The sequence below is a fragment of the Mesorhizobium sp. LNHC252B00 genome (assembly GCF_000502955.1).
Lineage (GTDB): Bacteria > Pseudomonadota > Alphaproteobacteria > Rhizobiales > Rhizobiaceae > Mesorhizobium.
The window spans coordinates 1-22474 of record NZ_AYWO01000006.1; the positions used below are offsets into that span (position 1 = coordinate 1).

Consider the following 22474-nt stretch of genomic DNA (forward strand, 5'->3'; position numbering starts at 1 on the left):
GACGTGTGCTCTTCCGATCTATGCGCTGTCAGGCCGCGATAGGCGCGGCCACAACCGACGGAGACACGCCATGACCTACGAGCTTCCTTTCGACGACGCCTACGAGCCCTTCCACGTGTCCTCGCCGACCGACCGCGTCATCCTCGAACTGCAGATGTACGGCTATCGCCCGCATCAGGACGATCCCGACCCTCGGCCCCTTCCCGACGACGAGGTGATCCGGGCCGGCCTCGCCGGGATCGTCGAGACCTTTGCGGGCATGCTCGGCGATACCAGGCTCGAACCCGATCTTGACGACCTGCTCTGGTCCTTCGCAAACGTCTTCCACCGCGCCGCCGAGCGCGTCGCCCGCAGCCTCGACCGCAATGAGGAGGCCCAGCGCTTGAGCCAGCAGGAGCAGGACGGCTCGGAGGTGAAGTCCGTCGAGCTGGAACGGCTGACCGCGGAAGGCATCACCTATATCGAGCGCCGCAACGTGCTGGAAATCATGCGCGATGAGGCCGCCGACCTCTACGAGGCACAAACAGGATCGGCATGGCGGCCGCGCACCGGCTCCAAGGTCTCCCACCAGGCGATGACCGCGTCGGTGATCGACTCGAGAGACTTCCTCGCCGCCCGCCGCCATGCCGAAACCGAGGTGCTGGTGCCTGCCGGCACCAAGATCGCCTTCGCCGGCGGCCTCGACTGCAACGATCACGACCGGATCTGGGAGGCGCTCGACAAGGCCCGCGAGAAGCATCCCGACATGGTCCTGCTCCACGGCGGCAGCCCGCGCGGCGCCGAACGTATCGCCGCCTGCTGGGCCGAGAACCGTAAGGTCACCCAGATCGCCTTCAAGCCGGACTGGAACCGGCACGCCAAGGCGGCTCCGTTCCGCCGCAACGACCAGCTTCTCTCGGTGGTGCCCTATGGCCTGATCGTCTTTCCCGGCTCCGGCATCACCGACAACCTCGCCGACAAGGCCCGTCGGCTCGGCATTCCCGTCTGGCGGTTCGCGGAGGGCGGCGCGTGAGCGCCCTTTTCTTCCAAATCCAGAAAATCTGGATAATATAGAGATCGAAAAGGAGTCCAGCCATGCGTCAGTTCACGACGGGGGATCTCAACAAGCAGGTTGGCGACGTCACCGACGTTGCCAGCCGCGAACCCGTTATTCTTACCAAGCACCGGAAACCCCGGTTCGTGCTGATGAGTTACGAGCACTACGAACGGATGCGCATCGGCGGCGATCCCCGCCGCGCATACCGTGTCTCCGAGATGCCGGAGGAACACACGGAAGTCTTCGCCGCCGAGATCGACCGGCTAGCGCGCGGCGAAGGATACGATGATGAGCGGTAGATTTCTGCCCGGTCAGGTGATACCCGTATCTTTGGGCATGGCAACACGAGCGCGGCGAAACGGAAGGCCGCAAAAGCCGGCCGACCTGCGTGGTCATTGCTGTCCGCAGCGCAAGAGACGGCCTGACCCATCTCGCGCTCCTGGCGATAACCACCTAGCCACCGCCCGCCGATCGAGTCGGCTTGGAAGTCTCTGCTATCGAGTGCCGCCGCGCCGGTCTGACCGATCTCAAGCGCTGTTGGATCGTGGTTGACGAATACAAGTACGATATTGCCGAACTGGTACATCTAATCCGACGGTAAGCCCCTCGGTCTGATGAAGATCGCAGCCGCCTTTATCGAAGCGCGCAGCGAGGGCCGCCGCGTCAGCCGTCTGGATTGACGTTCTCTTTTTGCGGCAGGGGGCTTGCGTCGGATCGGATCAGTCCGCCGTTTCCGCATGCCTGTACGCCGGTCGCAGGAACAGGAATGTTCGTCGCGCAAATCCGGTGTCATGCTGCTTTGCGCCGACGTATTCAATTCCAGCACAGGAACGCAGCATGGCCGCCGCCGCAAATAGGAAGATATCCGTGTCGATGCGGTTTCGTAGCGATGATCTCACCATCATCGACCGCGGTGCTGAGCTGCTCGGCCTGTCGCGCGCGGAGTTCATGCAGCGCGCAGCACTCCACGAGGCGCGGGCCGCCATCCTCAACGAAACCGTCATCCGCGTGCCCCCGCAAGCCTATGACGCCTTCATGCAGGCGATCACAGCCCCGGCCGCTCCGTCCCCGCCGAAGGCGGCCGAGCGGCTGCGTCGGTCCCCGCCCTGGGACCGCTAGGTGGCGCTTTCAAGCATCGAACTCCTCGACGACGCGCGCCGCGTCGACAGCTTCGATTGCGGCAAGCCGGCGCTCAACGCTTGGCTGGCCGACTTCGCGCAAAGGAACCAGGCCCGCGGGTTTATCCGCGTCCTGGTCATTCACGACGAGGGAACAGTCGTCGGCTACTACGGCCTCGCGCCGGGCCAGAGGGAGAGGGCGGCCGGCGCGGGGCGGGGGACGCTGGAGAGAAGGGAGTCACGATGTCGATGATATTCATAGGCGGATCACGCGAGATATTCGAGCTGCCGGAACCTGCCATCACTCGCATCGGCGCAATCGTTGCTGCCGAGCACGGCGTGCTGATTGGCGACGCGCCCGGAGCCGATGCCGACGCGCAGGGCTTGCTCGCTGGCTATGGCTACGAACATGTCGGGGTCTTCCATGCTGGCAAGGAACCCCGCAACAATCTGGGCGACTGGGCCGCCTACCATGTCCCGTCACCTGAAGGCACTCATGGATATTGGTTCCACGCCACCAAAGACCGGGAGATGGCGCGGCGCGCCGACTTTGGGATGATGGTCTGGGACGGCGCATCACCCGAGACGGCCGTCAACATGCTTCGGCTCGCCATCGCGAACAAGCCGTGCGTCATTTACGATCTGGCCAGGGGCCGGATGGCGACGACGTACAATGTGGAGGACTGGTGCGCCATGCTCCGCCATGCCGGTTCGGACATTCGCCGCCAAGCCGAAGCCCGCATGCTGCCGGAGGAGCGTCTAACGTTGCCAGGATGATGAATGCGGTCCTGCCGACAGCCCGACGGGTCCGATCCGATATGTTGTTCCGGCTCCTCGCCGCCTAATCCACTTGTATGAGCGGACGGAGCCGGCGCCTTTCGAAACCGGTCCACGCGCAGAGCCGCGGGGCGTTGTGCGGATGATCATCTTAACCCGTCTCGCCTCTGAAGCGGGTGCAAGCGTGCCGAACAACATCCTGGCTTGCCAGGTCATCCAACCTGACTGCGCGGTATCGTCTCCCAGGGGCGTGAAGTTCGCTGCGGCTCCGATCTCAAAACCGCTGTGCCGCCATATCCGAACACGCAGGGCGGTTCACGCGCCAGGCTGCTATTCGATGTGTTGGCGGTGCCGACGACATGACTCGAGAGGCTGCAGCGTGTTCCTGCGATCCGGCAGCGTTACGTCGGCGGTCTAGCGATGGCGGCCTGAGTTCTTGTCCATCTGCTGCATCCGGGGCCATTCCCGTTTCATGTCGCCTTTGTAGACGACCGCCTGCTTTGTGCGGTCAACCCCGTTGGGGGTACACTCGACGAATATTCAGGAAAATTCGATTTCTGTTTTTTGTCTGCGGGCAGGCGAAGGGCCTGCCCGCTATTTTTCGGCAAATAGAATTTTCCAGAATTTTCGCCGAGATGACCGCAGCAGGACGGTCCTCTCCTTTGGCGCCATCGGGAATGGTCCCGATGCAACCGAAGGAGAACCACCATGGCCACCACGATCGCAAACCTCACCACCAAGTCCGACGGCTCGATGGAAGGCGTCTTTGCCACGCTGCGGGTCAACGCCCCGATCACCCTGATCCCGAACCCCAACAAGTCGCGCGAGGACGCGCCCGACTACCGAATCGTCAACAAGCGCACGGGCTTCGAGATCGGAGCCGGCTGGCACCGCATCTCCCAGCGTTCGGGCGAGGAATACCTCTCAGTCAAGCTGGAAGCTCCTGAGATCGGCGTCATCTTCGGCAACCTCGCACCCGCCCCGGGCGGCGAGGAAAACAAGAAGGTCATCCTCTGGAACAACCCCCAGTGAGGCATCGGTGGCCGGCCCCGCAAGGGGCCGGCTCCCCACCGGCAAAAGGAAGTTGCTATGAGCCGCTACACCATCACTGTCACTGTCACCGTCACCGGAAAAGTCCGCTCGGATCCAGACGCTGTCATCGGTTACGACCCACCGCTTCGGACCTACTCCCTGCAATCGTTCCTGCACGAAGAAACCGACGAGCCCGCGCTCTGGCTCGGCACCCACGATCGCGCGTTCGAAGCACTTGAGGATATTCGCCATGCAGCCATCTCACACGGCTACGACTTCATGGCGCTGTCGCCCAAACTGGCCGCAAAGCTGGTCGACGACAAAGCGGCAGCAAGCGGCCGTCCGGAGCGGGACGGCATCTTCGGTGAACTGCTGAAACACCTCAACCAACCCAAGTAGGCAAACACATCTCAGGGCCCGCGACGGAGTACTCCGTCGCGGGCCCTTTTTTTGCCGTCGCAAAGAGCCACGAACATCACCTGTCAAGGCATGTTGATGGAGAGTCCAAACCGCCGATTATTGCTTTGGCAGTTTGTGCTTATGAATGCGGATATAATCCTGGACAGCCTTTCGCAGCAGTTCGGTCATGCTGTGCCCGTTGCTGATCGCCAGCAACTTGAACTGCCGCTGCTCCGCAGCCGTCAGGTAGTAACCGCAGCGGATCATCTCCTCCTCGCGTATCTTCTTTCCGGCGATGGGGTCCTTTTTCTGACCTTGCCGCAGCAGCTTTCGGAAATCAGGCCCGACTGCCGGGGATGGCTTTGTCGGTTCCTGCATCTGGGGCGTAGCTTGCTCCTTGATCCCTGATGGCTTGGCCTTCTGTGGGATGAACATGCTGGGCAGCGCTGGCGGCTGCGTGGAGATCGCCTTCATCATGCGGGCTTTCTTGTCGTCACCAGGTTTCGGTGCGGTTTCTTCACTCATGCCGCGTTCCTTGTGGCTTCGATGAAGGTTTGCAGAAGGTCGTCGAAGACCCCTTCGCTCTCGGCAATCGCCTTCGCGTCGGGCACCTCGGGGCTGTAAAGGGTCTGCCCGGTCTGAAGGTCGCGGTAGGCAACGCGATTGTGCAGGACGTGTTCCGCAATCGGTGTCCCGTTGGCCTGGATGATGGCGCGCAGTTCTGTCAGGGCTCGCGCCCTGCCATCGATGATGGTCTGCTTGGTCAGCACGAATATCGCAGGCAGCGGTCTACCCCGGCTCTCGACCGCCAGCGCGATGTAGTGGTCGGTGATCTGGATGGCGGCGGTCACATCGTCGAGGGCAAAATAGACCGGCACGACGACAATATCGGCGGCGAAGAGCCCGGCCATGAGGTTGTCATTTGTGGTGCCTTCCGTATCGATCAAGACGACCGAGCGTTCTCCGTTGTGAGTGGTTGCTGCGCGAAGGATTTCCTGCGGCGTCATCGCGCTCACCATCGTAAGTTTGTCAGGACGATTGCCAGCTTCGCCCAGCATCTCGAACCAGCGGTTCATGTTCTGCCGCCGGTCGCCATCGATAAGAGTGACCGAATAGCCCCGATGCAGCGCGACGGATGCGAGGGTGCGCAGCACCGTCGATTTGCCAGTGCCGCCCTTTGGGATCGCAGCGGAGATGATCATGGGGCCTCCTTCCGGCGTTGTCTCCTTGTTTCCATGTTAACATGGGAACAAGTCATCATGGACACATGGAACAATGTCACGGTCGAAACATGGTGACATTGTCGACGGGGAAGGCTGGTTTGGCAACCCAGGCGCGCATCGATAAGGGTTCGCTTAAGGTGCGGTTTTGCGCAGCTGCTATCTTCAGCGAAGAAGGGTCCGGCGGGCTAATCCAACTGCGCGTTTCCGACTAAGCTTTTCCGGCTGCGCATTAGGAGCCGATGTTTCCATGTCAACATGGAAACAACTCGTCAACGCATCACAGACACATCGCCTCAAATCACGATTGGAACATTTCGCCCGCGCTGCTGCCGCTGACAACTGCGCCGGTGAGAAAACGTGCGCCCGTAATTTTCATCCCTCGTCTACTTTGTCCTTATTGGCAGGATAGCCTATTTTGTGATACACACAAAATAGGCGGCGCAGCCCTGGTGGGCCTTAGCGCCCGCAAGCGGGCTTGAGAGATGGATGCAGACGCCCAGAAAGCGGCGGTCAAGAGCGCGTCACGACGCTATGGCGAGGTGACGCACATCCGGTTTTCGGCTGACGAGCTGGCAAGCCTCAAAGCCATTGCGGAGCGGGACGGCGTGACCGTCAGCGAGGTCGTCCGGCATCTGGTGCGGGCAGAGGCCGGGCATCTGCCTATCGCGGCAGAGGAGTTGCGGCCGGCGATCGTGGACATGACCGATCAGCTGCGGCGCGTCGGCATCAATTTCAATCAGGCCGTGCGCGCCATGAACGACGGCCGTGTTACCCATGATGAGGATCTTGAGCAGGCGCTGATCGCCGTGGGCGACCTCGTGCGGCAGTTTCGCGATGAACTGAAAACGATGACAGTCGAGTCTCGCAAGGCGAGGGAAGCCAGGCCATGAGCGGTCGTCTTGCTGGCTACGCGGCCGAAATCGAACGCTATCTGCGGGGCGAGCCACCCGGCGTGAAGCGTGAGGATCTGGACGACTACAAGTCAGTGATGGGCGCCGGACGCGCGGCCAGCGAATTTCAGGCGATGAAGAGTTATGAGCTGACCGGTGGCGGCGGACGCCTCGGGCAAGGACAAGCCGGCTCGACAGTAAGTGGCGGCAGGAGCGCCCCTCGTTCTTCGCGGGGAGGGTTGGGGACGGCGGGAAGCTCCGTCTCCAGCGGTGCACCGAAGTCCACTGCTGCTGCGAGCTCGCCAAACGCCACTAGCGCGCCGATCATGGTCTATGGCGCCACGCTCGCCGGTTTCCGGCCGGAAGAGGAGGAGGAAGACTGGAAGCGGCGCGGCGGCGGAGGCCGTGGCCGTGATGCTGTTCGTCCGAGCGGTACAGGGCGAGCAGCGCGGGCGGGCTATCAGGCGCGGGCCGTGGCGGCACGGGCAGGCTATGCGGCGGGTGCGCAGCCTGCCGTGTTTAAAGTCATGCCCAATCCTCCGTCGACCAGGGAAGCCGCCGCGCGGCTGCTCAATTACATCGGCAAGCGCGAGGACGAAAAAGGCGAGAAACACGACATCGAGATTTTCGACGAGGATGGTCAGATGCTTGCGACAGGCGGCGCACGAAAGGCGTTCCTGGAGACGTTTTGCGAGACGTTCGAACCGCCCCTGGAAAATACCAATTTTCTGGAGGTTCGTTTCGAGCTCGCCAGCGAGGTCACCGGTGCCGCCGTGAGCGAGGCGCTGAACAAGGCCTTCGGTGCAAAACCGTTCATCTATGCGCAGGACGGACAGACGGTGGAGGTTTACGCGCACACCGATGAGCGGGCTGGACCGCTCGCCAAGGTCCTGGCCGGTGGTCGGGAGAATTCGCGCAGCAAGGCGCTCGACAAGATCGAGGCGCGGTTGTCTGAAACCATGGGCGAGGCGGGGGTGGCCGCCAGGGCAGAGGTAACGGCGGCTGTGAGCCGTGAACCCAAAGCAAAATATTTCCTGCAGAAGTTCATCCGCACCCACAGTCACCTCCGTCACGCAAATGGCGAGCCCGTGCCTGGGGTGAAGAACTCCACGAAGGCTGCGGCTTCAGTCTATGAACAATGGCGCCCGCAGTTTTCGGGGCGTGAGCGCCGCAATGCCTATCACCTGCTTTTCTCGGCAAGAGCCGGCACCGATGCCAACGCCGTCATGGCTGCAGCGCGCGCCGTGCTCGAGGAGCGAGCGCCAGGATACAAATTCGTCATGGCGCATCACAACGACACCAAGCACGTCCATATTCATGCAATGGTGCAGGCACGGTCAGCCGATGGCGAGCGCCTGAAATTCTACAAACCTGATCTCGCAGCTTGGCGCGAGACTTTTGCGGAAAAAGCGCGCGAGAACGGCATTGCGATGGTGGCGACGCGGCGCATGGATCATGCGATGACACGACCATTCACGAAGGAGCATGCTGGAGCTTATAGCCGCGCCCAGAGCGATCCGCGCTACCAGGTCAGCGCCAGGACGATCGAGCGAGTGGAAGCCAAGCGGCAACGCCGTATCGATGGGCAATCCCTTGTCGTCAACGGCGATGCAATCGCTGCCGCATGGCAAAAGACTGTGACGACGATGCGGACCGCGGGCATAGTCGGTCAGGCTCTCTCGGCAGCAGAGTCGATCGGCAACGATTTTCTTGAGTTCCGTCGCGATCGGGCAGGGGGAGGGCACTCAAACCCAACTACGGATCGCGCAGCAGACGACAAGCAGGGCCAGAAGTCTTTTCTGTCCCATCCCGGCATGAGAGAATTGAATGCACTGATAGGAGATTTGGACATGGCGCAAACCCCCTTGGAAATGCGGCGTCAGATGGCCCGCGTCAATCAGGCTCTCGACAACATGCGCGAGACGCTGCCGCCGGCGCATCAAGGACAGTTCGAACAATACCGTGAAGAGGTCAACAACAAGATGCATGATCGTCTCGCGCGGCTGCANGAAGAGGTCAACGACAAGATGCACGACCGCCTCGCGCGGCTGCAATTCGAGCGGCAGCAGCAGCGTCGTGGTGGCGGTGGCGAGCCGATCCCCGAGCGTGAGGCACGAGGGCGAGACCTTCCAGCTCCGGACGATCCCCGCCAGCCGGAGCAGCCGCGCACAGGCACCGAGCAGGAGAAGGTGAGAGCCAAGCAGAAGGACGCCAACAAGCAGAAGGCTCATCAAGCAGAAGAGCAGGACCGCAAGACACAGCGCTCAAACGAGAACGATTACGAGCGTTGACCAAGGGCCGACCTAGCGTCCTCGCGCGGTGGACGCATTCGTCACAGAATGATCAGGCTGGATGGCAGCAATGCTCCCGACTCCGTCGCAGAGTTCAATTTTTGCGATTGCCTGAAAATAGACATGTCCTACGACGGCTGGGGTCGCGTTTTCACACAAGCAGACAACGGTGATTTAGCAAACTTCGCACCCGAGGTGCACATTTCTTTCCCAGCGCTTGATGATCATTCTGTGGGATTGCTGGCCGAGCGGGTCGGATGCCTAAGATTGGTAGGCGTCATACCGGTCTGCTGACGGAATACCCGGCTGAAATGCCCGGCATTTTCGAAACCGCATCGGTATGCGATTTCCCCTATCTGCAAGTCGCTGTCCTCCAGCAGGGACTTCGCATAATGCACCCGTAGCGCGAGATACGCCGCCATCGGGCTGACGCCCAATTCAGTCCCGAAAAGACGCTCCAGCTGGCGCCTGGAACAATTCAACCGGCCTGCGATCTCGGTGATCGAGACTTTCTCCTGGATATTGCTTTCCATCAACAGAAGAGCCCGCTTTACCGCGCGGCTCGACGCTTCGGGAAACAGATCCCCGACGGGCTGCACGTCCCTGGTGTTTCGAATACGATCAAGGACAAGGATCTTGGCGGCTTTTTCCGCCGCTTTCCGACCGATGAATTGCGACACGAAATAGCCGGCAAGGTCAGCCGCACCCGTGCCGCCGGCACAAGTGGAGCGGCCACGGTCGACGGAAAACAGACTATCGGCATGTGCGTTCACATCGGGGAACTCAGCCCGAAAATCCTTGATGTGGAACCAGCTGACGGCGGCGCTATAGCCATCCAGCAACCCGTAACGGGCAAGCGCGAAACTTCCCGTGCAAAGCGCGGTAAGAGGCACCCCCTTCTCAGCGGCTCGCAAAAGGAATGCCTCTTTCTCTGAACTGAGGGCTCGATTGGTGTCAAGCAGGCCACCGACCACGACGACGTTGTCAAAGTCCTCCGGATTGCCGATCTCCTTCGTCGGAAGCAATTCGACGCCGCAGCTGGCCCTGATTGGCAGGCCGCGTTCGCCAATGATCTGCCAGTCGAATTCGACCCTGCGGCTCCGGTCGCCCTCATCGCCCGCCAGGCGCAACGTGTCGATGAAGAGCGACAGCGGTGACAAGGTGAAGTCGCGAACCAGGAGAAAAGCAAACCTCTTGGCCATTCCTTTTACCTAGGCTGTCCTTGTGCGTTGTTCGATTAGCAGTGTGGGTCGGATCCGTCAGTGTCCCCCCGACGGGTGTGATTTGATGACCGCTGTATATTGTGTACCAAGAAAATACAATCCGTTGACTCGCTCACCAACGCATGCGATTCTTCCTCCCAGACTAAATGTCATTGACTATCAGAATCATTCCGAAGGTGCGCGATGAAGGGCAGCAAGGGCAGTCTCTACGACGATCTGAAGCGTCGCATCCTGACGATGGAACTTGATCCTGATGAGGATCTGGATGAGGTGGCGCTCAGCGAGCGCTACGGTCTCTCGCGGACCCCAGTCAGGGAAATCTTCCGCAGATTGGAGGGCGAAGGATACATCGAAATCCGTGCGAACAGGGGAGCCCGGGTTGTCCCGATGAACCATTCGACACTTCGGCATTTCTTCTTGGTCGCGCCCATGATCTACGCTGCCATCGGCCGATTGGCCGTCCAGAATTTCAAGCCCTCACAGCTTTCGGATCTGAAGGACACACAGGAGCGTTTCCGCAAAGCAAGTGTGTCCAGCGACGCGCTTTCCATGGTGCTTGAGAACAACAGATTTCACGAGATCATCGGCGAGATGTCCGGCAATGCCTACCTTCAGCCGAGTCTCGGAAGGCTGCTGATAGACCACGCCCGTATCGGTCACACATTCTTTCGGCCGCGCAACGCTGACATGCGCAAGCGGCTTCAGTTAGCAGTCGAACACCACGACGGCTTCATCTCTGCTATCGGCGCTCACAAAGAGGATGCCGTTGTCGACCTCGTGTTCGAGCATTGGGAACTGTCGCGCGAAAACATGGAGATGTTTATCGCGCCCCAAGGATTGAAGGCCGATGCCCTCGTTGGCGATCCTTGACCGCATCGCTGTAATCGATCCCGGTGAAATTCGAAGACCCAACTTTCCGGATTACCTCCGGGTTGGGATCATCCCATTTGCTCAAATCACGTGACAGAGCGGGCTCGAAACGCACTGCGCGAGAGGAATGCTCGCTCTCGCTGCTTCTGGTCTTGAGGCAGTTTGCCGGCAATCGGATAGTCGTCGGCAAACTCAGCCGAACCCAATTGACCGGTCCCGGATCGTCCTTGCGAGCAGGTAGTGTGTTTTCAAAATATAAAAATTGTGTACGCAGATAATACAATCCATTGACTCCCTGACGACCCTGTGCGATTTTCCAAGCCATCAAATGCGATCGGCGGGTTCGGGGCACTGAGAATTCTCGCGTGAGAAGTTCGCAGACGGCTTCGTGCGTCTCGAAAAGCGCATTCGTCGAAACGGCCACTCCATCGACGGAGGAATGACTTGAAATTCGAGGGTATCTATACGCCAGCGGTGACGCCGCTTGAGCCCGATGGGCAGATTGATCGCTCCGCCTTCGCGGCAGTTCTTGAGTCACTCATCGACGCCGGGGTGCACGGCATCATCGTCGGTGGTTCGACGGGCGAATACTACGCGCAGAGCGCCCAGGAGCGCTTCGATCTCGCCGCCTATGCCAAGGAGGTCATTGGCACCCGGCTCCCGCTCATCGTTGGAACGGGGGCCATCAGGACGGAAGACTCGGTCGAATATGCCAAGGCGGCGAAGGAAATTGGCGCTGATGCCATCCTCGTATCGTCGCCTCCCTACGCCTTGCCGACCGAAAGAGAAAACGCCGTTCATGCGCTGACGGTGGACCGCGCAGCGAACCTGCCGATCATGCTCTACAACTATCCGGCCCGCATGGGCGTCACCATGCGGGAGGACTTTTTCGCCCGCGTTGGCAGATCCAAGAATGTCGTGGCGATCAAGGAAAGCTCGGGTGAAATGAGCAACGTCCACCTGCTCGCCCGTAAGTTTCCGCACATCTCGCTTTCCTGCGGCTGGGACGACCAGGCGCTCGAATTCTTTGCATGGGGCGCCAGGAGCTGGGTTTGCGCCGGCTCCAATTTCCTGCCGCGCGAGCATGTCGCGCTCTACGAGGCCTGCGTGCTCGAAAAGAACTTCGACAAGGGCCGCGCCATCATGACCGCGATGCTGCCGCTTATGGATTTTCTGGAGTGCGGAAAATTCGTCCAGTCGATCAAGCACGGCTGTGAGTTGATAGGCCTGAAGGCAGGCCCGGTGCGGGCGCCACTGCGCTCGCTCAATTCAGAAGAAAAGCGAACTCTCCAGACTGTCGTCGCCACCTTGAAGCGCACGGTCGCCCAGATCACGTCGGGAGCAAACCATGCATGACCCTTTGACCGCTGCCGAATACAAGGCGATTGCCGCAGGCCTTCAATTTCCGACCAATGCCTTCATTGATGGTGCATTTCGTCCGGCGAATTCCGGCAAGACATTCAAGACGACCAATCCAGCGACGGGCGATACGCTTGCCGAGATCGCGGCGTGCGATGCTACCGATGTCGATTTCGCAGTCGCCAAGTCCAGGCAAGCTTTTGACGACGGCCGCTGGCATCTCCGCTCGCCCAGTGAACGCAAGGCCGTACTCCTCAAATTCGCGAAGCTTCTGGAGGATAACCGTCACGAACTCGCGGTCATGGAGAGCCTCGACAGCGGCAAGCCGGTCCGCGAATGCCAGACCGTGGATGTTCCGGACACGATCCATACTCTCCGCTGGCATGCCGAACTGATCGACAAACTCTATGACAACGTTGCCCCCGTGGGCTCGAACGCGCTGACCATGGTTGTGCGCGAACCGGTCGGCGTCGTCGGGTGCGTCCTGCCCTGGAATTTTCCGCTGCTGATGCTGGCCTGGAAAATCGGTCCGGCGCTTGCCGCCGGATGCTCCGTGATCGTGAAGCCGGCCCAGGAGACGACGCTGACGACGCTTCGTGTCGCGGAGCTGGCGCATGAGGCGGGCATCCCCGCAGCCGTCTTCAATGTCGTCACCGGCAGCGGCAAGGAAGTCGGTGAGCCGATCGGCATGCATATGGATGTCGACATGGTGGCGTTCACCGGATCGACACCGACAGGTCGCCGTTTCCTGCATTACGCGGCGGACTCCAACCTCAAGCGCGTCGTGCTGGAATGCGGCGGCAAGAACCCGGCGGTGGTTCTCGATGATGCCGAAGACCTCGACCTCGTCGCCGAGCAGGTGGTCAACGGCGCGTTCTGGAACATGGGGGAGAATTGCTCGGCCACGTCGCGGCTCATCGTCGACGCCAAGATCAAGGACGAATTGCTGCAGCGGATCGGCGCCTATATGCGCGAGTGGAAGACCGGCGATCCGCTCGACCCGGAAAACCGCATCGGCGCGCTGGTCAGCAAGAACCATTTCGAGAAAGTGAAATCCTTCCTCGGCGACGTGAAGACCGAAAAGCTTTCCGTCGTCCATGGCGGGGCCACGCATAAGGGCATCTACATCGAGCCGACCATCGTCGACGGCGTCACGCCTTCGAGCCGCCTCTTCCAGGAGGAGATCTTTGGACCGATCCTTTCGGTCACGACGTTCAATTCGCTTGCCGAGGCGATAGCTCTCGCCAACGACACGAATTACGGGCTGACCGCATCCGTCTACACAGGCAGCCTGCGCAAGGCGATCAAGCTCTCGCGCGAAATCCGGGCGGGCGTCGTGACCGTCAACTGCTTCGGCGAAGGCGACGCAACGACGCCGTTCGGCGGCTACAAGGAATCCGGCTTCGGCGGACGCGACAAGTCGGTCTTCGCGCACGACAACTACTGCGAATTGAAGACGGTCTGGATCGACGTATCGGATCGTTCAATCGACGAGACCATCCGGTGACCGACATCGTCGTCAAGCGTCTTCCGGCGGAATCCGGAACCTCGGGCTGGGAGGCGATCAGCAGACGCGGCTTCCCCGTCCGGACGCTCGACGGCGACGTTTCGGCCGACTGGCTGATCATCGGTGCCGGCTTCGCGGGCCTCTCCGCCGCGCGGCGGCTGTCTCAACTGCGGCCTGACGACAAGATCGTCGTGCTGGAGGCGGGTGAGATCGCCAAAGGGACCTCGGGCCGGAACTCCGGCTACATGATCGACGTTCCGCACAATATCTCGTCGGGCGAATATTCCGTCGCCGATGAGGCCGAGACAAGGACGGAGATCGCCCAGAACCGTTTTGCGATCGCTTTCGCCGCCGACGCCGCCGCCGCATATGGCATGACCGTGCGCACCTTCGACCCATCGGGAAAGATCAATGCTGCGGCGACAGACCGCGGGATGAGGCTCAACGAAAGCTACGGCCACTCGCTCGCTGGCATTGGCGAAGAGCACCGCTTCCTGGATGCGGACGAAATGCGGGAGATCACCGGCTCATCATACTACCGGGGAGGTCTCTACACGCCGGGCGCCGTGATGATCCAACCTGCAGACTATATCCGCGGGTTTGCGGCCGGGCTGGCATCGAAAGCCGACATATTCGAGCACTCGCCGGTGCTCAAACTGGAGCGCCGGAGCGGGATGTGGAAGGCCATGTCGCGCAACGGAAGTGTGACCGCTCCGAAAGTCATCCTGGGCGTCAATGGCCACGTCGAGGATTTCGGCCACTTCCGCGGCCGCCTTATGCATATCTTCACCTACGCATCGATGACCGCCCCTTTCACGTCGAGGTCCACCGGCAAGGACAGGTGGGCGTTACTCCCGGCCGATCCGATGGGGGCGACGGTCAGGAAGATCACATCAGATGGGTCTTCGCGTATCGTGATCCGGACCAGGTTCACCTACGACTGGACCGTCCAGGTCGGCGAGAAGCGCTTGGCCGGGATTGGCGCTGAGCAGCGGACATCCCTGGACGCCAGGTTTCCGGACCTCAAGGATGTGCCGTTCGAGCACGTCTGGGCCGGGCGGCTTTGCCTCAGCCGCAACCATGTGCCGGCCTTCGGCGAAATAGAAGAGGGCCTCTACTCGGCGTGCTGCGAGAACGGTCTCGGGACCGTGAAAAGCACGCTCGCGGGCGTCATGGCCGCCGATCTGGCGACCGGCACCCACTCGGACATGCTCGACAAATTCTCGGATCAGCCGGAGCCCGCCAGGCTCCCTCCGGAGCCGCTCGCATGGCTCGGCGTCAACACCGTGATCCGATTGCAGGAATTGCGTGCAGGCCGCGAGGGATGAGCCCTCGCCGCGCAATATGAGGACTGAGCCGACCGCAAAGTCTTCAAATGAGAATGGGAACAACAATAAGGAGTGAGTAAAATGAAGACGTTGTGGAAAGCGCTCTGCGCTGCCGCGATGGTCGGTATGACCATGCTGTCCGCGCAGGCGGAAGAAAAGACCATTACCATAGGCACGATGTCCTGGGAGGACCTCACCCCGATCACCGGCATCACCAAGAAGGTGCTCGAAGATTCCGGCTACACCGTGAAGGTGGTGCCTTTCTCAGAGTGGGGCATCGCCTACGCCGCGTTGGCCAAGGGCGACGTCCAGATCCTCGCCTCGCAGACGGACTATGTCGCCCAGGACTACTGGGACAAGAACAAGAAAAAGCTCGAGAAGATCTCTCCGGTTTCGCACGGTCTTTTCCAGGGCGTTGCGGTGCCGAAATACGTGACGATCGAATCGATGGACCAGCTGAATGACAACGCCGACAAGTTCGGCGGCAAGATCGTCGGTATTGAGCCGGGATCGGGTCTGATGCGTGATACGGCGAACTCTGTGAAGGCATACGATCTGAAACTTCAGCTCGTCGAAGGCAGCACCGCGGCCATGACCGCAGCGCTCAAATCGGCAACCGACCGCAAGGAATGGATTGCTGTCACCATCTGGGAACCGTCGTGGATGATGCAGAAATATGACGTGAAGTTCCTCAAGGATCCGAAGGCAATCTTCCCGCCGCCGCAGAGCTATTACTGGATCGGCAAAAAGGGTTTCTCGGCTGACAATCCGCACGCACGCGAGGTCATCGCCAGCGTCTACGTCCCGCTCGCCGACATCACCTCGATCAACTCCGCCGTCAACGAAGGCAAGACCATGGACGAGGCCATCAAAGCCTGGACCGATAGCCATGCCGATCTCCTGAAGCGCTGGGAGAACATCAAGGCCGAATAATCGTCCGGCGGGTCGTCGACATCGGCGGCCCGCCTCGAAACTTCGAAGAACGCGAAGGCCGACGCCAAGCCGGCCCATGGGGAACGCAATGAATAGTGCGATGAAGGACTCCAATGAAGTGCTGGTGGACTGCCAGTCCGTATGGAAAATTTTCGGTAGCCGCGCTCAGGCTGCCGTCAAGGCCATAACCGAACGTGGGCTATCCAAAAAACAGGTGCTGCAGGACTTCGACTGCGTGGTGGGCGTCTCCGATGCCAGCTTCCAGGTCCGCCGTGGTGAGATATTCTGCGTCATGGGACTCTCGGGGAGCGGCAAGTCGACACTGATCCGCCTCCTTAATCGTCTGATCGAACCAAGCCTCGGCAAGATCACGGTGAAGGGAAAGGAGATCGCCAAGCTGAATGCTGCAGAACTCCGCGACATGCGCGCCCGCAACATCGGTATGGTGTTTCAGAGCGTGGCGCTTCTCCCCAACAGGACGGTGCTAGAGAACGCCGCCTTCGGTCTTGAGGTGCGGGGCATTGCGAAAGAGGAGCGCAACAGGACCGCCCGCGCAACCCTCGAAAAAGTAGGCCTTGGCGACTGGACGTCGCGCTATCCCGCCGAACTGTCCGGCGGCATGCAGCAGCGCGTCGGCCTCGCCAGGGCATTGGCGGCGGACCCCGAAATCATTCTCATGGACGAGCCGTTCAGCGCGCTTGACCCGCTGATCCGCCGCCAGTTGCAAGACGAATTCCGCAACCTCACCAAGTCGCTTGGCAAGTCGGCAGTGTTCATCACCCACGACCTCGAGGAAGCCATCCGCATCGGCGACCGCATCGCCATCATGAAGGACGGCGTCATCGTCCAGGTCGGCACGGCTGAGGAAATCGTCACCAAACCCGCCGACGAGTATGTCTCCGATTTCGTGGCGGGCATATCCAGGATCCATCTGGTCAAGGCTCACTCCGTGATGCGTCCCGTGGCCGAGTTCAAGAGCTCGCAGCCGCAGTGTGATGTGAACGCGCTGCTTCGGACGTCGCCGGAGGCCGACATTGGCGAACTCATCGACCTCACCATGCAGTCCGAACGCGACGCGGTCGCTGTCGTGGAGAATGGGACCGTCATCGGTATCGTCACCATCCGTGGCTTGCTACGAGGCGTTGCTGGGGCGCCCGCAAGAGAGCTCGCTGCGGCATAGTTCGGGAGGAGCGAAATGGACACGTCATTCATTACCGACACTTTCGATGCCTGGACGGACACGGCACTTGGCTGGATCAGCGACAACGGCGAATGGTTATTCGACGCTTTCAGGACCGTGCTTGAGGGCACTTACGACGGTGTCCTGTGGCTCCTGCAACTCGCACCGTTCTACTTGATCGCAATCATCGCGGCGCTGCTCGCACGGCGATTGATCAATCCCTTGTCTGGCGTCGTCGCCGGGGTCGCCCTGATCTTTTGTGCGGTCATGGGGCTCTGGACCGAAACCATGAGCACTTTGGCCCTGGTGACTACCGCCACGATCCTCGCCCTTGCCGTCGGCATTCCAGTTGGGATCGTGGCGGGCTTCGTCAAGTCGTTCAACCGGTTTCTCGAACCAGTGCTCGACCTGATCCAGACGCTTCCGCCCTATATCTACCTGCTTCCTGCGATCGCGCTATTGGGCTACGGGCCGGCGACTGCGCTCGTCGCTACTGTCATCGTCGCCATGCCGCCCGCCATCCGGCTCACGTCGCTAGGCATTCGGATGACGCCGCACGAATTTATCGAGCTTGGCCAGGCAAGCGGCCTGACGCCGTGGCAGATGTTCATCAAGATCAGGCTGCCTTTTGCCATCCCGAGCATAATGGCCGGGATCAACCAGAGCCTGATGATGGCCTTCGGCATGGTCGTCATCGCCGGCATCGTCGGTTCGGGAGGTCTCGGAGAGACAATCTACACAGCCGTGCGCACGCTCGACATCGCCACTTCGATCAACGCCGCGATCGCGATCGTCATCCTGACCATGATGCTCGACAGGCTCACACAGAGCGCGGCGCATCGCGCCGAGGGACGTGTAAGATGAACCTTGATCTGGTGCAGTTTTCGCCGGGGGCTTACCTCGCCCCCGCAGTGGATTGGCTGAACAAGAACTTCCATCCGTTCTTCGACGCGCTGACCAAGTTGATCGAGGCGGTGTTGGGCGCCATCGAAACCGCTCTGCTCTACCCGCCACCCTATGCAACGATCGTCTTGGCTGCCCTTCTCGCCGCGTTCTTCGTCAGCGTTCGGGTTTCCGTGGTGACAGCCATCGCGCTTGCATTCTGCCTGCTGGCGGGTTTTTGGACCGCTTCGATGCAGACCCTGGCGCTGGTGACGGTGGCGGTGATCATCTCCGTGTCGATCGCCTTTCCGCTTGGCATTTTGGCATCGCGCTACCGGAAGTTCGAAGCCGCGATCCGTCCCGTGCTGGACATCATGCAGACCGTCCCGCCATGGGTCTATCTCATCCCCGCCGTCATGATCTTCAGCCTCGGCCGCGTCCCGGCGATCATCGCGACGATCGTCTACGGCATTCCTCCGATGCTGCGCCTGACAACCCTGGCCTTCAACCAGGTGCCCAAAGACCTGCTGGAGCTCGGCCAAGCCACCGGCGCCTCGCCACGGTCTGTTCTGTTCAAGATCGAAATCCCTTCGGCCACCCCGACGCTCCTGGTTGGCCTCAACCAGTGCATCCTCCTGTCGCTGGCCATGGTCGTCCTGGCGGGCCTCGTCGGGGCTGGTGGTCTTGGAGCCGAGGTGACGCGGGGATTGACGCGGATGGAAATGGGCCTGGGCCTGCGGGCCGGACTGTCGATCGTCGCCGTCGCCATCCTTCTCGACAGGGTCTCCAGGGGCGTGCTGCAGCGCAGCCAGGCGCCTGGCGCGAAGGCCGCTTGAACCGCGAAGGAAAACACCATGCGCCGCAGTTTCTTCTGCATCGATTCCCACACCTGCGGCAATCCCGTCCGCCTGGTCGTGGGAGGCGGTCCCTTGCTGCCTCACATCCCAATTGCCGAGCGACGCGACCTGTTCGTACGCGACCATGACTGGATCCGGCAGGCATTGATGTTCGAACCGCGCGGACACGACATCATGTCGGGCGCGATCATCTATCCTGCGTACCGTCAGGATTGCGATTTCGCCGTGATCTTCATCGAAGTCAGCGGATGCCTGCCGATGTGTGGTGCCGGCACGATCGGGCTGGTGACGGCGGCAATCGAAGAGGGCCTCGTAACGCCGCGGGTTCCGGGAAAGCTGTCAATCGAGACGCCGGCCGGGAGGGTCGATATCCAATATGAGAAGCCGGGCGAGTTCGTGGACTCCGTCCGGATGTTCAACGTCGCCAGCTATCTGCATGCCGCGGACGTCGCCGTGGATGTCCCCGGTCTCGGTCGCCTCGTCGTCGACATCGCCTATGGTGGCAACTACTACGCCGTCGTCGAGCCGCAGGGTACATGGCAGGGTCTGGACGGCATGTCGGCGAGCGACATCGTCGGCCTCAGCCGCAGGCTCCGCGACGCGCTCGAACCCGTCTGCGATCCGGTTCATCCCGAAGACGAGAAAATACGCGGTGTTCATCACGCCATCTGGTGCGACAGGCCCTCAAGCAGCAATGCCGACGGCCGCGGCGCGGTGTTCTACGGCGACAAGGCGATCGACCGTTCGCCGGGCGGCACCGGAACTTCAGCGCGTATGGCGCAACTCTATGGTAAGGGACGACTGAAGGTCGGCGACAGCTTCCGCCAGGAAAGCCTGATCGGCACGGTGTTCGAGGGCCGTGTCGAGGCCGAGACCGACGTTGGGCTTTTCAAGGGCATACGGCCAAGCGTCGGCGGCTGGGCGAGGATCATCGGTCACAATACGATTTTCGTGGACGATCGCGATCCGCTGGCCCACGGATTCCAGATGCGATGACGACATGCACGCCTCTTCGCAATGTCCGCTCAGGATTTAGATCACGTCTATGCTCTGCGGGTCTGAAGGACCGCTTCTGAAAACCCATGCGCAAAGCCGCCGGTCTGCTTCCGTGAAGATCCTATGGGGATGGAAGGCGACCCGCGCTCTGCCAGAGTGAAGTTGCCAAACATCACCTGGAGGTCAGCATGCAAGCCAACACCACCAAAGCCCCGGCCGCTACCCGATCGACAATGTCGGCAGGCCGTGCATTTCGATATCCCAGGTTAGCCACGCCGTAAGGGAATATTCCGCTTTGCGAACTCACGGATTGGAACTTGTCGATCTCATTGCGCGAAGCGCGATGGATGCGGGATTTGCGGTTGAATTCGACGCCGCGGATTCTTGAGATTCCTCCGCCGCATCGAAATGCTAGTTTATTCATCGACTACATCAGGCAAAGTATCTTCGACGACGCTCAAATTTCGATCGAAAGCCTCGGTGTCGGATGCGTGGGCTCGGAGAGATCGCACCTTGTTTAGGATAGCCGCAACCGCCGCTTCTTTTTCTGGCGCTATGCGTGTTGTCACCGCTTTGGCCGCCAACGCGGAAAAATCTATGGCGGCATAAGGTGGCACACCTGCAGTGTCGCTTGCTTTCGGCCGTTCTTTCACGATGGTGCGCCGGCCCCGCGGCGGAGCCATACGCCCGGCTTTTGCGGCGAATGTCGCGCCGCGCCGCAGGCGGGTCTGCAAGAGGCCTGAGCGGTACGCCGATGCTGTCGGCACAATCGTCGGGAGCGCAGGAGATGGAACCGCCGCGGAAGCGTCCAACGCAGGTCTTTTCGTGCGCGAAGTGTCGGTAGAGGCGGGCAGGGGCATGAATGCGCGTTTGGCGAGCTGGCCGTCGGCGAAATAGAAATTGCGCGTGCCGAGGATTGGCAGTTCCCCACGCGGCAATATGATGACCTTGTTCTTGTCGAGCGTACGGATTTCATCCGGCCGCATGAGGGGCCGCCGCACTTCCTTGCGGTGCTCAGAGCGCGTGTAATAAGTGTCGAACAACGTTGCCTTGGTGCGCGTCACGTCTTTTTGCACGTCCGACGTTTCGCCGAGCTGCTCGGAAACGTAGCGCAGATCGTCAGCGTCCTGAGCACCGAAAAAGATCTGCACGCGAGCGGCGTTGATGAGCGTCTTGCGCCCTTCCTGGCGATAAATCTCGTCTACAGCCTTCAGCGACTGTACGAAAAACCACATAGAAACGCCATTGCCGCCGAGCACGCTCGCCATTTCGGTCACGTTCTCGAGCTTGCCGAGGTTCTGGAACTCGTCGAGCAGCACAAGCACCGGATGCTCTTCCGGACGCGGCATGGTTTCCGACATGAAGTTCATCATCTGCGTAATCAGGACGTTGAACAACGGTCCAAGCGACGTAATCTGCTCACGCCGCACGTCGAGATAGAGAGACATCCGATCACGCTTGAGCTTGCGAATATCGAACGTGCTGCGCGACGTAGCTCGCATCAGGCGCTCGTTGAGAAAGGGAGCCATGCCGGTGCGCACGCCGGCGTAGATTCCGGAAAACTGCCGCTCGGACATCTCAAAATAGGGCAGCAGGGTTTGCAGCGTGAAATGCGAACATTCGCGGCGGCGTTCCTCCCGCAGCGAGCCAATGAATTCCAGGATCGGCTGCTCGGCACCGTTCATGATCTCGAGGATTGTGGCGAAGGTCTTCTTCTCGTTCGGGATCGCAGGCGATTCCATGACGAAGGACGCGATGCCGGTAAAGAGGAGGCGGGCGTCGTTAACCCAGTAGGGATCCGCGTTCGAATGGGGGCGCGGAAACAGCGCCGCAGCAATATTGCGAAGGTCGATGTCGCGCTGTGCTGAGTCCAGCGAGATGAAGTCCATGGGATTGTAGCATGCGGTATTGCCGTCCGGATCAGCCGGCGCGAAACGCACCACGCGGCTCATGGTCGAACGGTAGCCAGCAGTCGCCGCATAGGTCTCACCCCGTAGGTCGAGAACCACGAGCGAATGCAGCCAGCTCAAGGCGTTCGGGATGATGAGAGACGTACCTTTACCGGACCGCGGCGGCCCTATGACGAAGCCGCCGACATCATCGCCATCAATCCACAATTTCTTGCCGCCGATCAGCTTGCGCTGCGCCAAGCGGATCTTGCCGGAGCGCTGATCGCGGCCGGGCGACAGAATTCCGGCAAGCCTGCCGCCGGCTCGACCGACGAAGACGCCGCCAACTTTCGTCAGGCCGGTTTTTGATAAATCGCTCATAGTCATGAAGCGAGAGTCATTGCGCTTTCTCGGGCGCATGAGAAACAGGCTGACCAGTGGCAAGAGAAACCCTAACGCTCCCACTGCAACGGCGTATTGTACCCGGCCAAAATCCCTCGCCATCGTGTCCGCCCACGCCTGACGAACGACTGGCAAGGGATCGGCGTTCAACTGGTCGAACAGGACGTGGGAGCCCGTCCGGTACCAATCCGTCGCGGCATAGGCGACCGTGAAGAGCAGGACGCCCAAGGCCATCGCCATGAGCATCATGAAAATTGCTGTTGCGACTTTCTGCATGGATGG

General features: G+C 60.8%; 22 protein-coding genes and 1 pseudogene. 19 read left to right on the forward strand and 4 right to left on the reverse strand.

Going from position 1 to position 22474, the window contains the following annotated elements; all coding sequences use genetic code 11:
• Positions 1-70 precede the first annotated feature (70 nt).
• From X744_RS159505 to X744_RS159480, 8 genes and pseudogenes are all read left to right on the forward strand, one after another.
• Positions 71-1012 carry a DUF2493 domain-containing protein gene (locus X744_RS159505; protein WP_031259995.1) on the forward strand — a complete coding sequence of 314 codons (942 nt, stop codon included), beginning with the start codon at positions 71-73 and terminating at the stop codon, positions 1010-1012.
• A gap of 62 nt (positions 1013-1074) precedes the next feature.
• Positions 1075-1335 carry a type II toxin-antitoxin system prevent-host-death family antitoxin gene (locus X744_RS159500; protein ID WP_023758670.1) on the forward strand — a complete coding sequence of 87 codons (261 nt, stop codon included), beginning with the start codon at positions 1075-1077 and terminating at the stop codon, positions 1333-1335.
• Positions 1325-1716, forward strand: a pseudogene (locus X744_RS1000000175040) (hypothetical protein). Before X744_RS159500 ends, X744_RS1000000175040 begins: the two are co-directional and overlap by 11 nt.
• Before the next feature lie 193 nt (positions 1717-1909).
• Positions 1910-2155, forward strand: coding sequence for a DUF1778 domain-containing protein (locus tag X744_RS159495; RefSeq protein ID WP_245266574.1), 246 nt, complete (start codon positions 1910-1912; stop codon positions 2153-2155).
• Positions 2156-2407, forward strand: a complete 252-nt coding sequence (locus X744_RS0136540; protein WP_023758672.1) for a hypothetical protein — start codon at positions 2156-2158, stop codon at positions 2405-2407.
• A complete protein-coding gene (locus tag X744_RS159490) occupies positions 2398-2931 on the forward strand; it encodes a hypothetical protein (protein WP_031259999.1) in 534 nt (177 codons plus the stop codon). The genes X744_RS0136540 and X744_RS159490 overlap by 10 nt, the downstream gene beginning before the upstream one ends.
• Before the next feature lie 708 nt (positions 2932-3639).
• Entirely contained in the window at positions 3640-3963 is a 324-nt protein-coding gene (locus X744_RS159485; protein ID WP_023758674.1) for a DUF736 family protein, read from the forward strand.
• A gap of 57 nt (positions 3964-4020) precedes the next feature.
• Entirely contained in the window at positions 4021-4362 is a 342-nt protein-coding gene (locus X744_RS159480; protein ID WP_023758675.1) for a hypothetical protein, read from the forward strand.
• A gap of 117 nt (positions 4363-4479) precedes the next feature.
• Here X744_RS159480 and X744_RS159475 read toward each other — a convergent pair whose 3' ends face one another.
• Both X744_RS159475 and X744_RS159470 read right to left on the reverse strand, forming a co-directional pair.
• Positions 4480-4887 carry a hypothetical protein gene (locus X744_RS159475; protein ID WP_023758676.1) on the reverse strand — a complete coding sequence of 136 codons (408 nt, stop codon included), beginning with the start codon at positions 4885-4887 and terminating at the stop codon, positions 4480-4482.
• Entirely contained in the window at positions 4884-5564 is a 681-nt protein-coding gene (locus X744_RS159470; RefSeq protein WP_023758677.1) for a ParA family protein, read from the reverse strand. The genes X744_RS159475 and X744_RS159470 overlap by 4 nt, the downstream gene beginning before the upstream one ends.
• 560 nt (positions 5565-6124) lie before the next feature.
• Between X744_RS159470 and X744_RS159465 the strand changes: the two genes are divergently transcribed.
• Both X744_RS159465 and X744_RS159460 read left to right on the forward strand, forming a co-directional pair.
• Complete coding sequence (locus tag X744_RS159465) at positions 6125-6475, forward strand: hypothetical protein (protein ID WP_156938515.1); 351 nt, start codon at positions 6125-6127, stop codon at positions 6473-6475.
• Entirely contained in the window at positions 6472-8766 is a 2295-nt protein-coding gene (locus X744_RS159460; protein WP_031260001.1) for a relaxase/mobilization nuclease domain-containing protein, read from the forward strand. The genes X744_RS159465 and X744_RS159460 overlap by 4 nt, the downstream gene beginning before the upstream one ends.
• Positions 8767-8990: 224 nt before the next feature.
• Here X744_RS159460 and X744_RS159455 read toward each other — a convergent pair whose 3' ends face one another.
• Entirely contained in the window at positions 8991-9968 is a 978-nt protein-coding gene (locus tag X744_RS159455; RefSeq protein ID WP_023758680.1) for a GlxA family transcriptional regulator, read from the reverse strand.
• A 204-nt stretch (positions 9969-10172) separates the two neighbouring features.
• On the opposite strand from X744_RS159455, the gene X744_RS159450 reads away from it, so the two are divergent.
• The 9 genes from X744_RS159450 to X744_RS159410 all read left to right on the forward strand — a co-directional run bounded on the left by X744_RS159450 (position 10173) and on the right by X744_RS159410 (position 19901).
• Positions 10173-10859, forward strand: a complete 687-nt coding sequence (locus X744_RS159450; protein ID WP_023758681.1) for a GntR family transcriptional regulator — start codon at positions 10173-10175, stop codon at positions 10857-10859.
• 444 nt (positions 10860-11303) lie between these two features.
• Positions 11304-12215 (forward strand): dihydrodipicolinate synthase family protein, encoded by a 912-nt coding sequence (locus X744_RS159445; RefSeq protein WP_023758682.1) that lies wholly within the window; start codon positions 11304-11306, stop codon positions 12213-12215.
• A complete protein-coding gene (locus tag X744_RS159440) occupies positions 12208-13725 on the forward strand; it encodes an aldehyde dehydrogenase (protein ID WP_023758683.1) in 1518 nt (505 codons plus the stop codon). Before X744_RS159445 ends, X744_RS159440 begins: the two co-directional genes overlap by 8 nt.
• The gene (locus tag X744_RS159435; RefSeq protein WP_023758684.1) at positions 13722-15053 is read left to right on the forward strand and encodes an FAD-binding oxidoreductase; all 1332 of its coding nucleotides are present in this window, start codon (positions 13722-13724) and stop codon (positions 15051-15053) included. Before X744_RS159440 ends, X744_RS159435 begins: the two co-directional genes overlap by 4 nt.
• An 81-nt stretch (positions 15054-15134) precedes the next feature.
• Positions 15135-15986 (forward strand): glycine betaine ABC transporter substrate-binding protein, encoded by an 852-nt coding sequence (locus tag X744_RS159430; protein ID WP_023758685.1) that lies wholly within the window; start codon positions 15135-15137, stop codon positions 15984-15986.
• A gap of 88 nt (positions 15987-16074) precedes the next feature.
• Entirely contained in the window at positions 16075-17166 is a 1092-nt protein-coding gene (locus X744_RS159425) for a glycine betaine/L-proline ABC transporter ATP-binding protein (RefSeq protein ID WP_031260002.1), read from the forward strand.
• 15 nt (positions 17167-17181) lie between these two features.
• Entirely contained in the window at positions 17182-18030 is an 849-nt protein-coding gene (locus tag X744_RS159420) for an ABC transporter permease subunit (protein ID WP_023758687.1), read from the forward strand.
• Positions 18027-18884, forward strand: coding sequence for an ABC transporter permease subunit (locus tag X744_RS159415; protein WP_023758688.1), 858 nt, complete (start codon positions 18027-18029; stop codon positions 18882-18884). Before X744_RS159420 ends, X744_RS159415 begins: the two co-directional genes overlap by 4 nt.
• 18 nt (positions 18885-18902) lie before the next feature.
• Positions 18903-19901 (forward strand): 4-hydroxyproline epimerase, encoded by a 999-nt coding sequence (locus X744_RS159410; protein WP_023758689.1) that lies wholly within the window; start codon positions 18903-18905, stop codon positions 19899-19901.
• A gap of 416 nt (positions 19902-20317) precedes the next feature.
• Here X744_RS159410 and X744_RS159405 read toward each other — a convergent pair whose 3' ends face one another.
• Complete coding sequence (locus tag X744_RS159405; protein WP_031260004.1) at positions 20318-22468, reverse strand: type IV secretory system conjugative DNA transfer family protein; 2151 nt, start codon at positions 22466-22468, stop codon at positions 20318-20320.
• Between the last annotated feature and the right edge of the window lie 6 nt (positions 22469-22474).

Coding starts and splice junctions, on each gene's coding strand:
- X744_RS159505 (WP_031259995.1), top strand. CDS start 71: ATGACCTACGAGCTTCCTTTCGACGACGCCTACGAGCCCTTCCACGTG.
- X744_RS159500 (WP_023758670.1), top strand. CDS start 1,075: ATGCGTCAGTTCACGACGGGGGATCTCAACAAGCAGGTTGGCGACGTC.
- X744_RS159495 (WP_245266574.1), top strand. CDS start 1,910: ATGCGGTTTCGTAGCGATGATCTCACCATCATCGACCGCGGTGCTGAG.
- X744_RS159490 (WP_031259999.1), top strand. CDS start 2,398: ATGTCGATGATATTCATAGGCGGATCACGCGAGATATTCGAGCTGCCG.
- X744_RS159485 (WP_023758674.1), top strand. CDS start 3,640: ATGGCCACCACGATCGCAAACCTCACCACCAAGTCCGACGGCTCGATG.
- X744_RS159480 (WP_023758675.1), top strand. CDS start 4,021: ATGAGCCGCTACACCATCACTGTCACTGTCACCGTCACCGGAAAAGTC.
- X744_RS159475 (WP_023758676.1), bottom strand. CDS start 4,887: ATGAGTGAAGAAACCGCACCGAAACCTGGTGACGACAAGAAAGCCCGC.
- X744_RS159470 (WP_023758677.1), bottom strand. CDS start 5,564: ATGATCATCTCCGCTGCGATCCCAAAGGGCGGCACTGGCAAATCGACG.
- X744_RS159455 (WP_023758680.1), bottom strand. CDS start 9,968: ATGGCCAAGAGGTTTGCTTTTCTCCTGGTTCGCGACTTCACCTTGTCA.
- X744_RS159450 (WP_023758681.1), top strand. CDS start 10,173: ATGAAGGGCAGCAAGGGCAGTCTCTACGACGATCTGAAGCGTCGCATC.
- X744_RS159440 (WP_023758683.1), top strand. CDS start 12,208: ATGCATGACCCTTTGACCGCTGCCGAATACAAGGCGATTGCCGCAGGC.
- X744_RS159430 (WP_023758685.1), top strand. CDS start 15,135: ATGAAGACGTTGTGGAAAGCGCTCTGCGCTGCCGCGATGGTCGGTATG.
- X744_RS159425 (WP_031260002.1), top strand. CDS start 16,075: ATGAATAGTGCGATGAAGGACTCCAATGAAGTGCTGGTGGACTGCCAG.
- X744_RS159420 (WP_023758687.1), top strand. CDS start 17,182: ATGGACACGTCATTCATTACCGACACTTTCGATGCCTGGACGGACACG.
- X744_RS159415 (WP_023758688.1), top strand. CDS start 18,027: ATGAACCTTGATCTGGTGCAGTTTTCGCCGGGGGCTTACCTCGCCCCC.
- X744_RS159410 (WP_023758689.1), top strand. CDS start 18,903: ATGCGCCGCAGTTTCTTCTGCATCGATTCCCACACCTGCGGCAATCCC.
- X744_RS159405 (WP_031260004.1), bottom strand. CDS start 22,468: ATGCAGAAAGTCGCAACAGCAATTTTCATGATGCTCATGGCGATGGCC.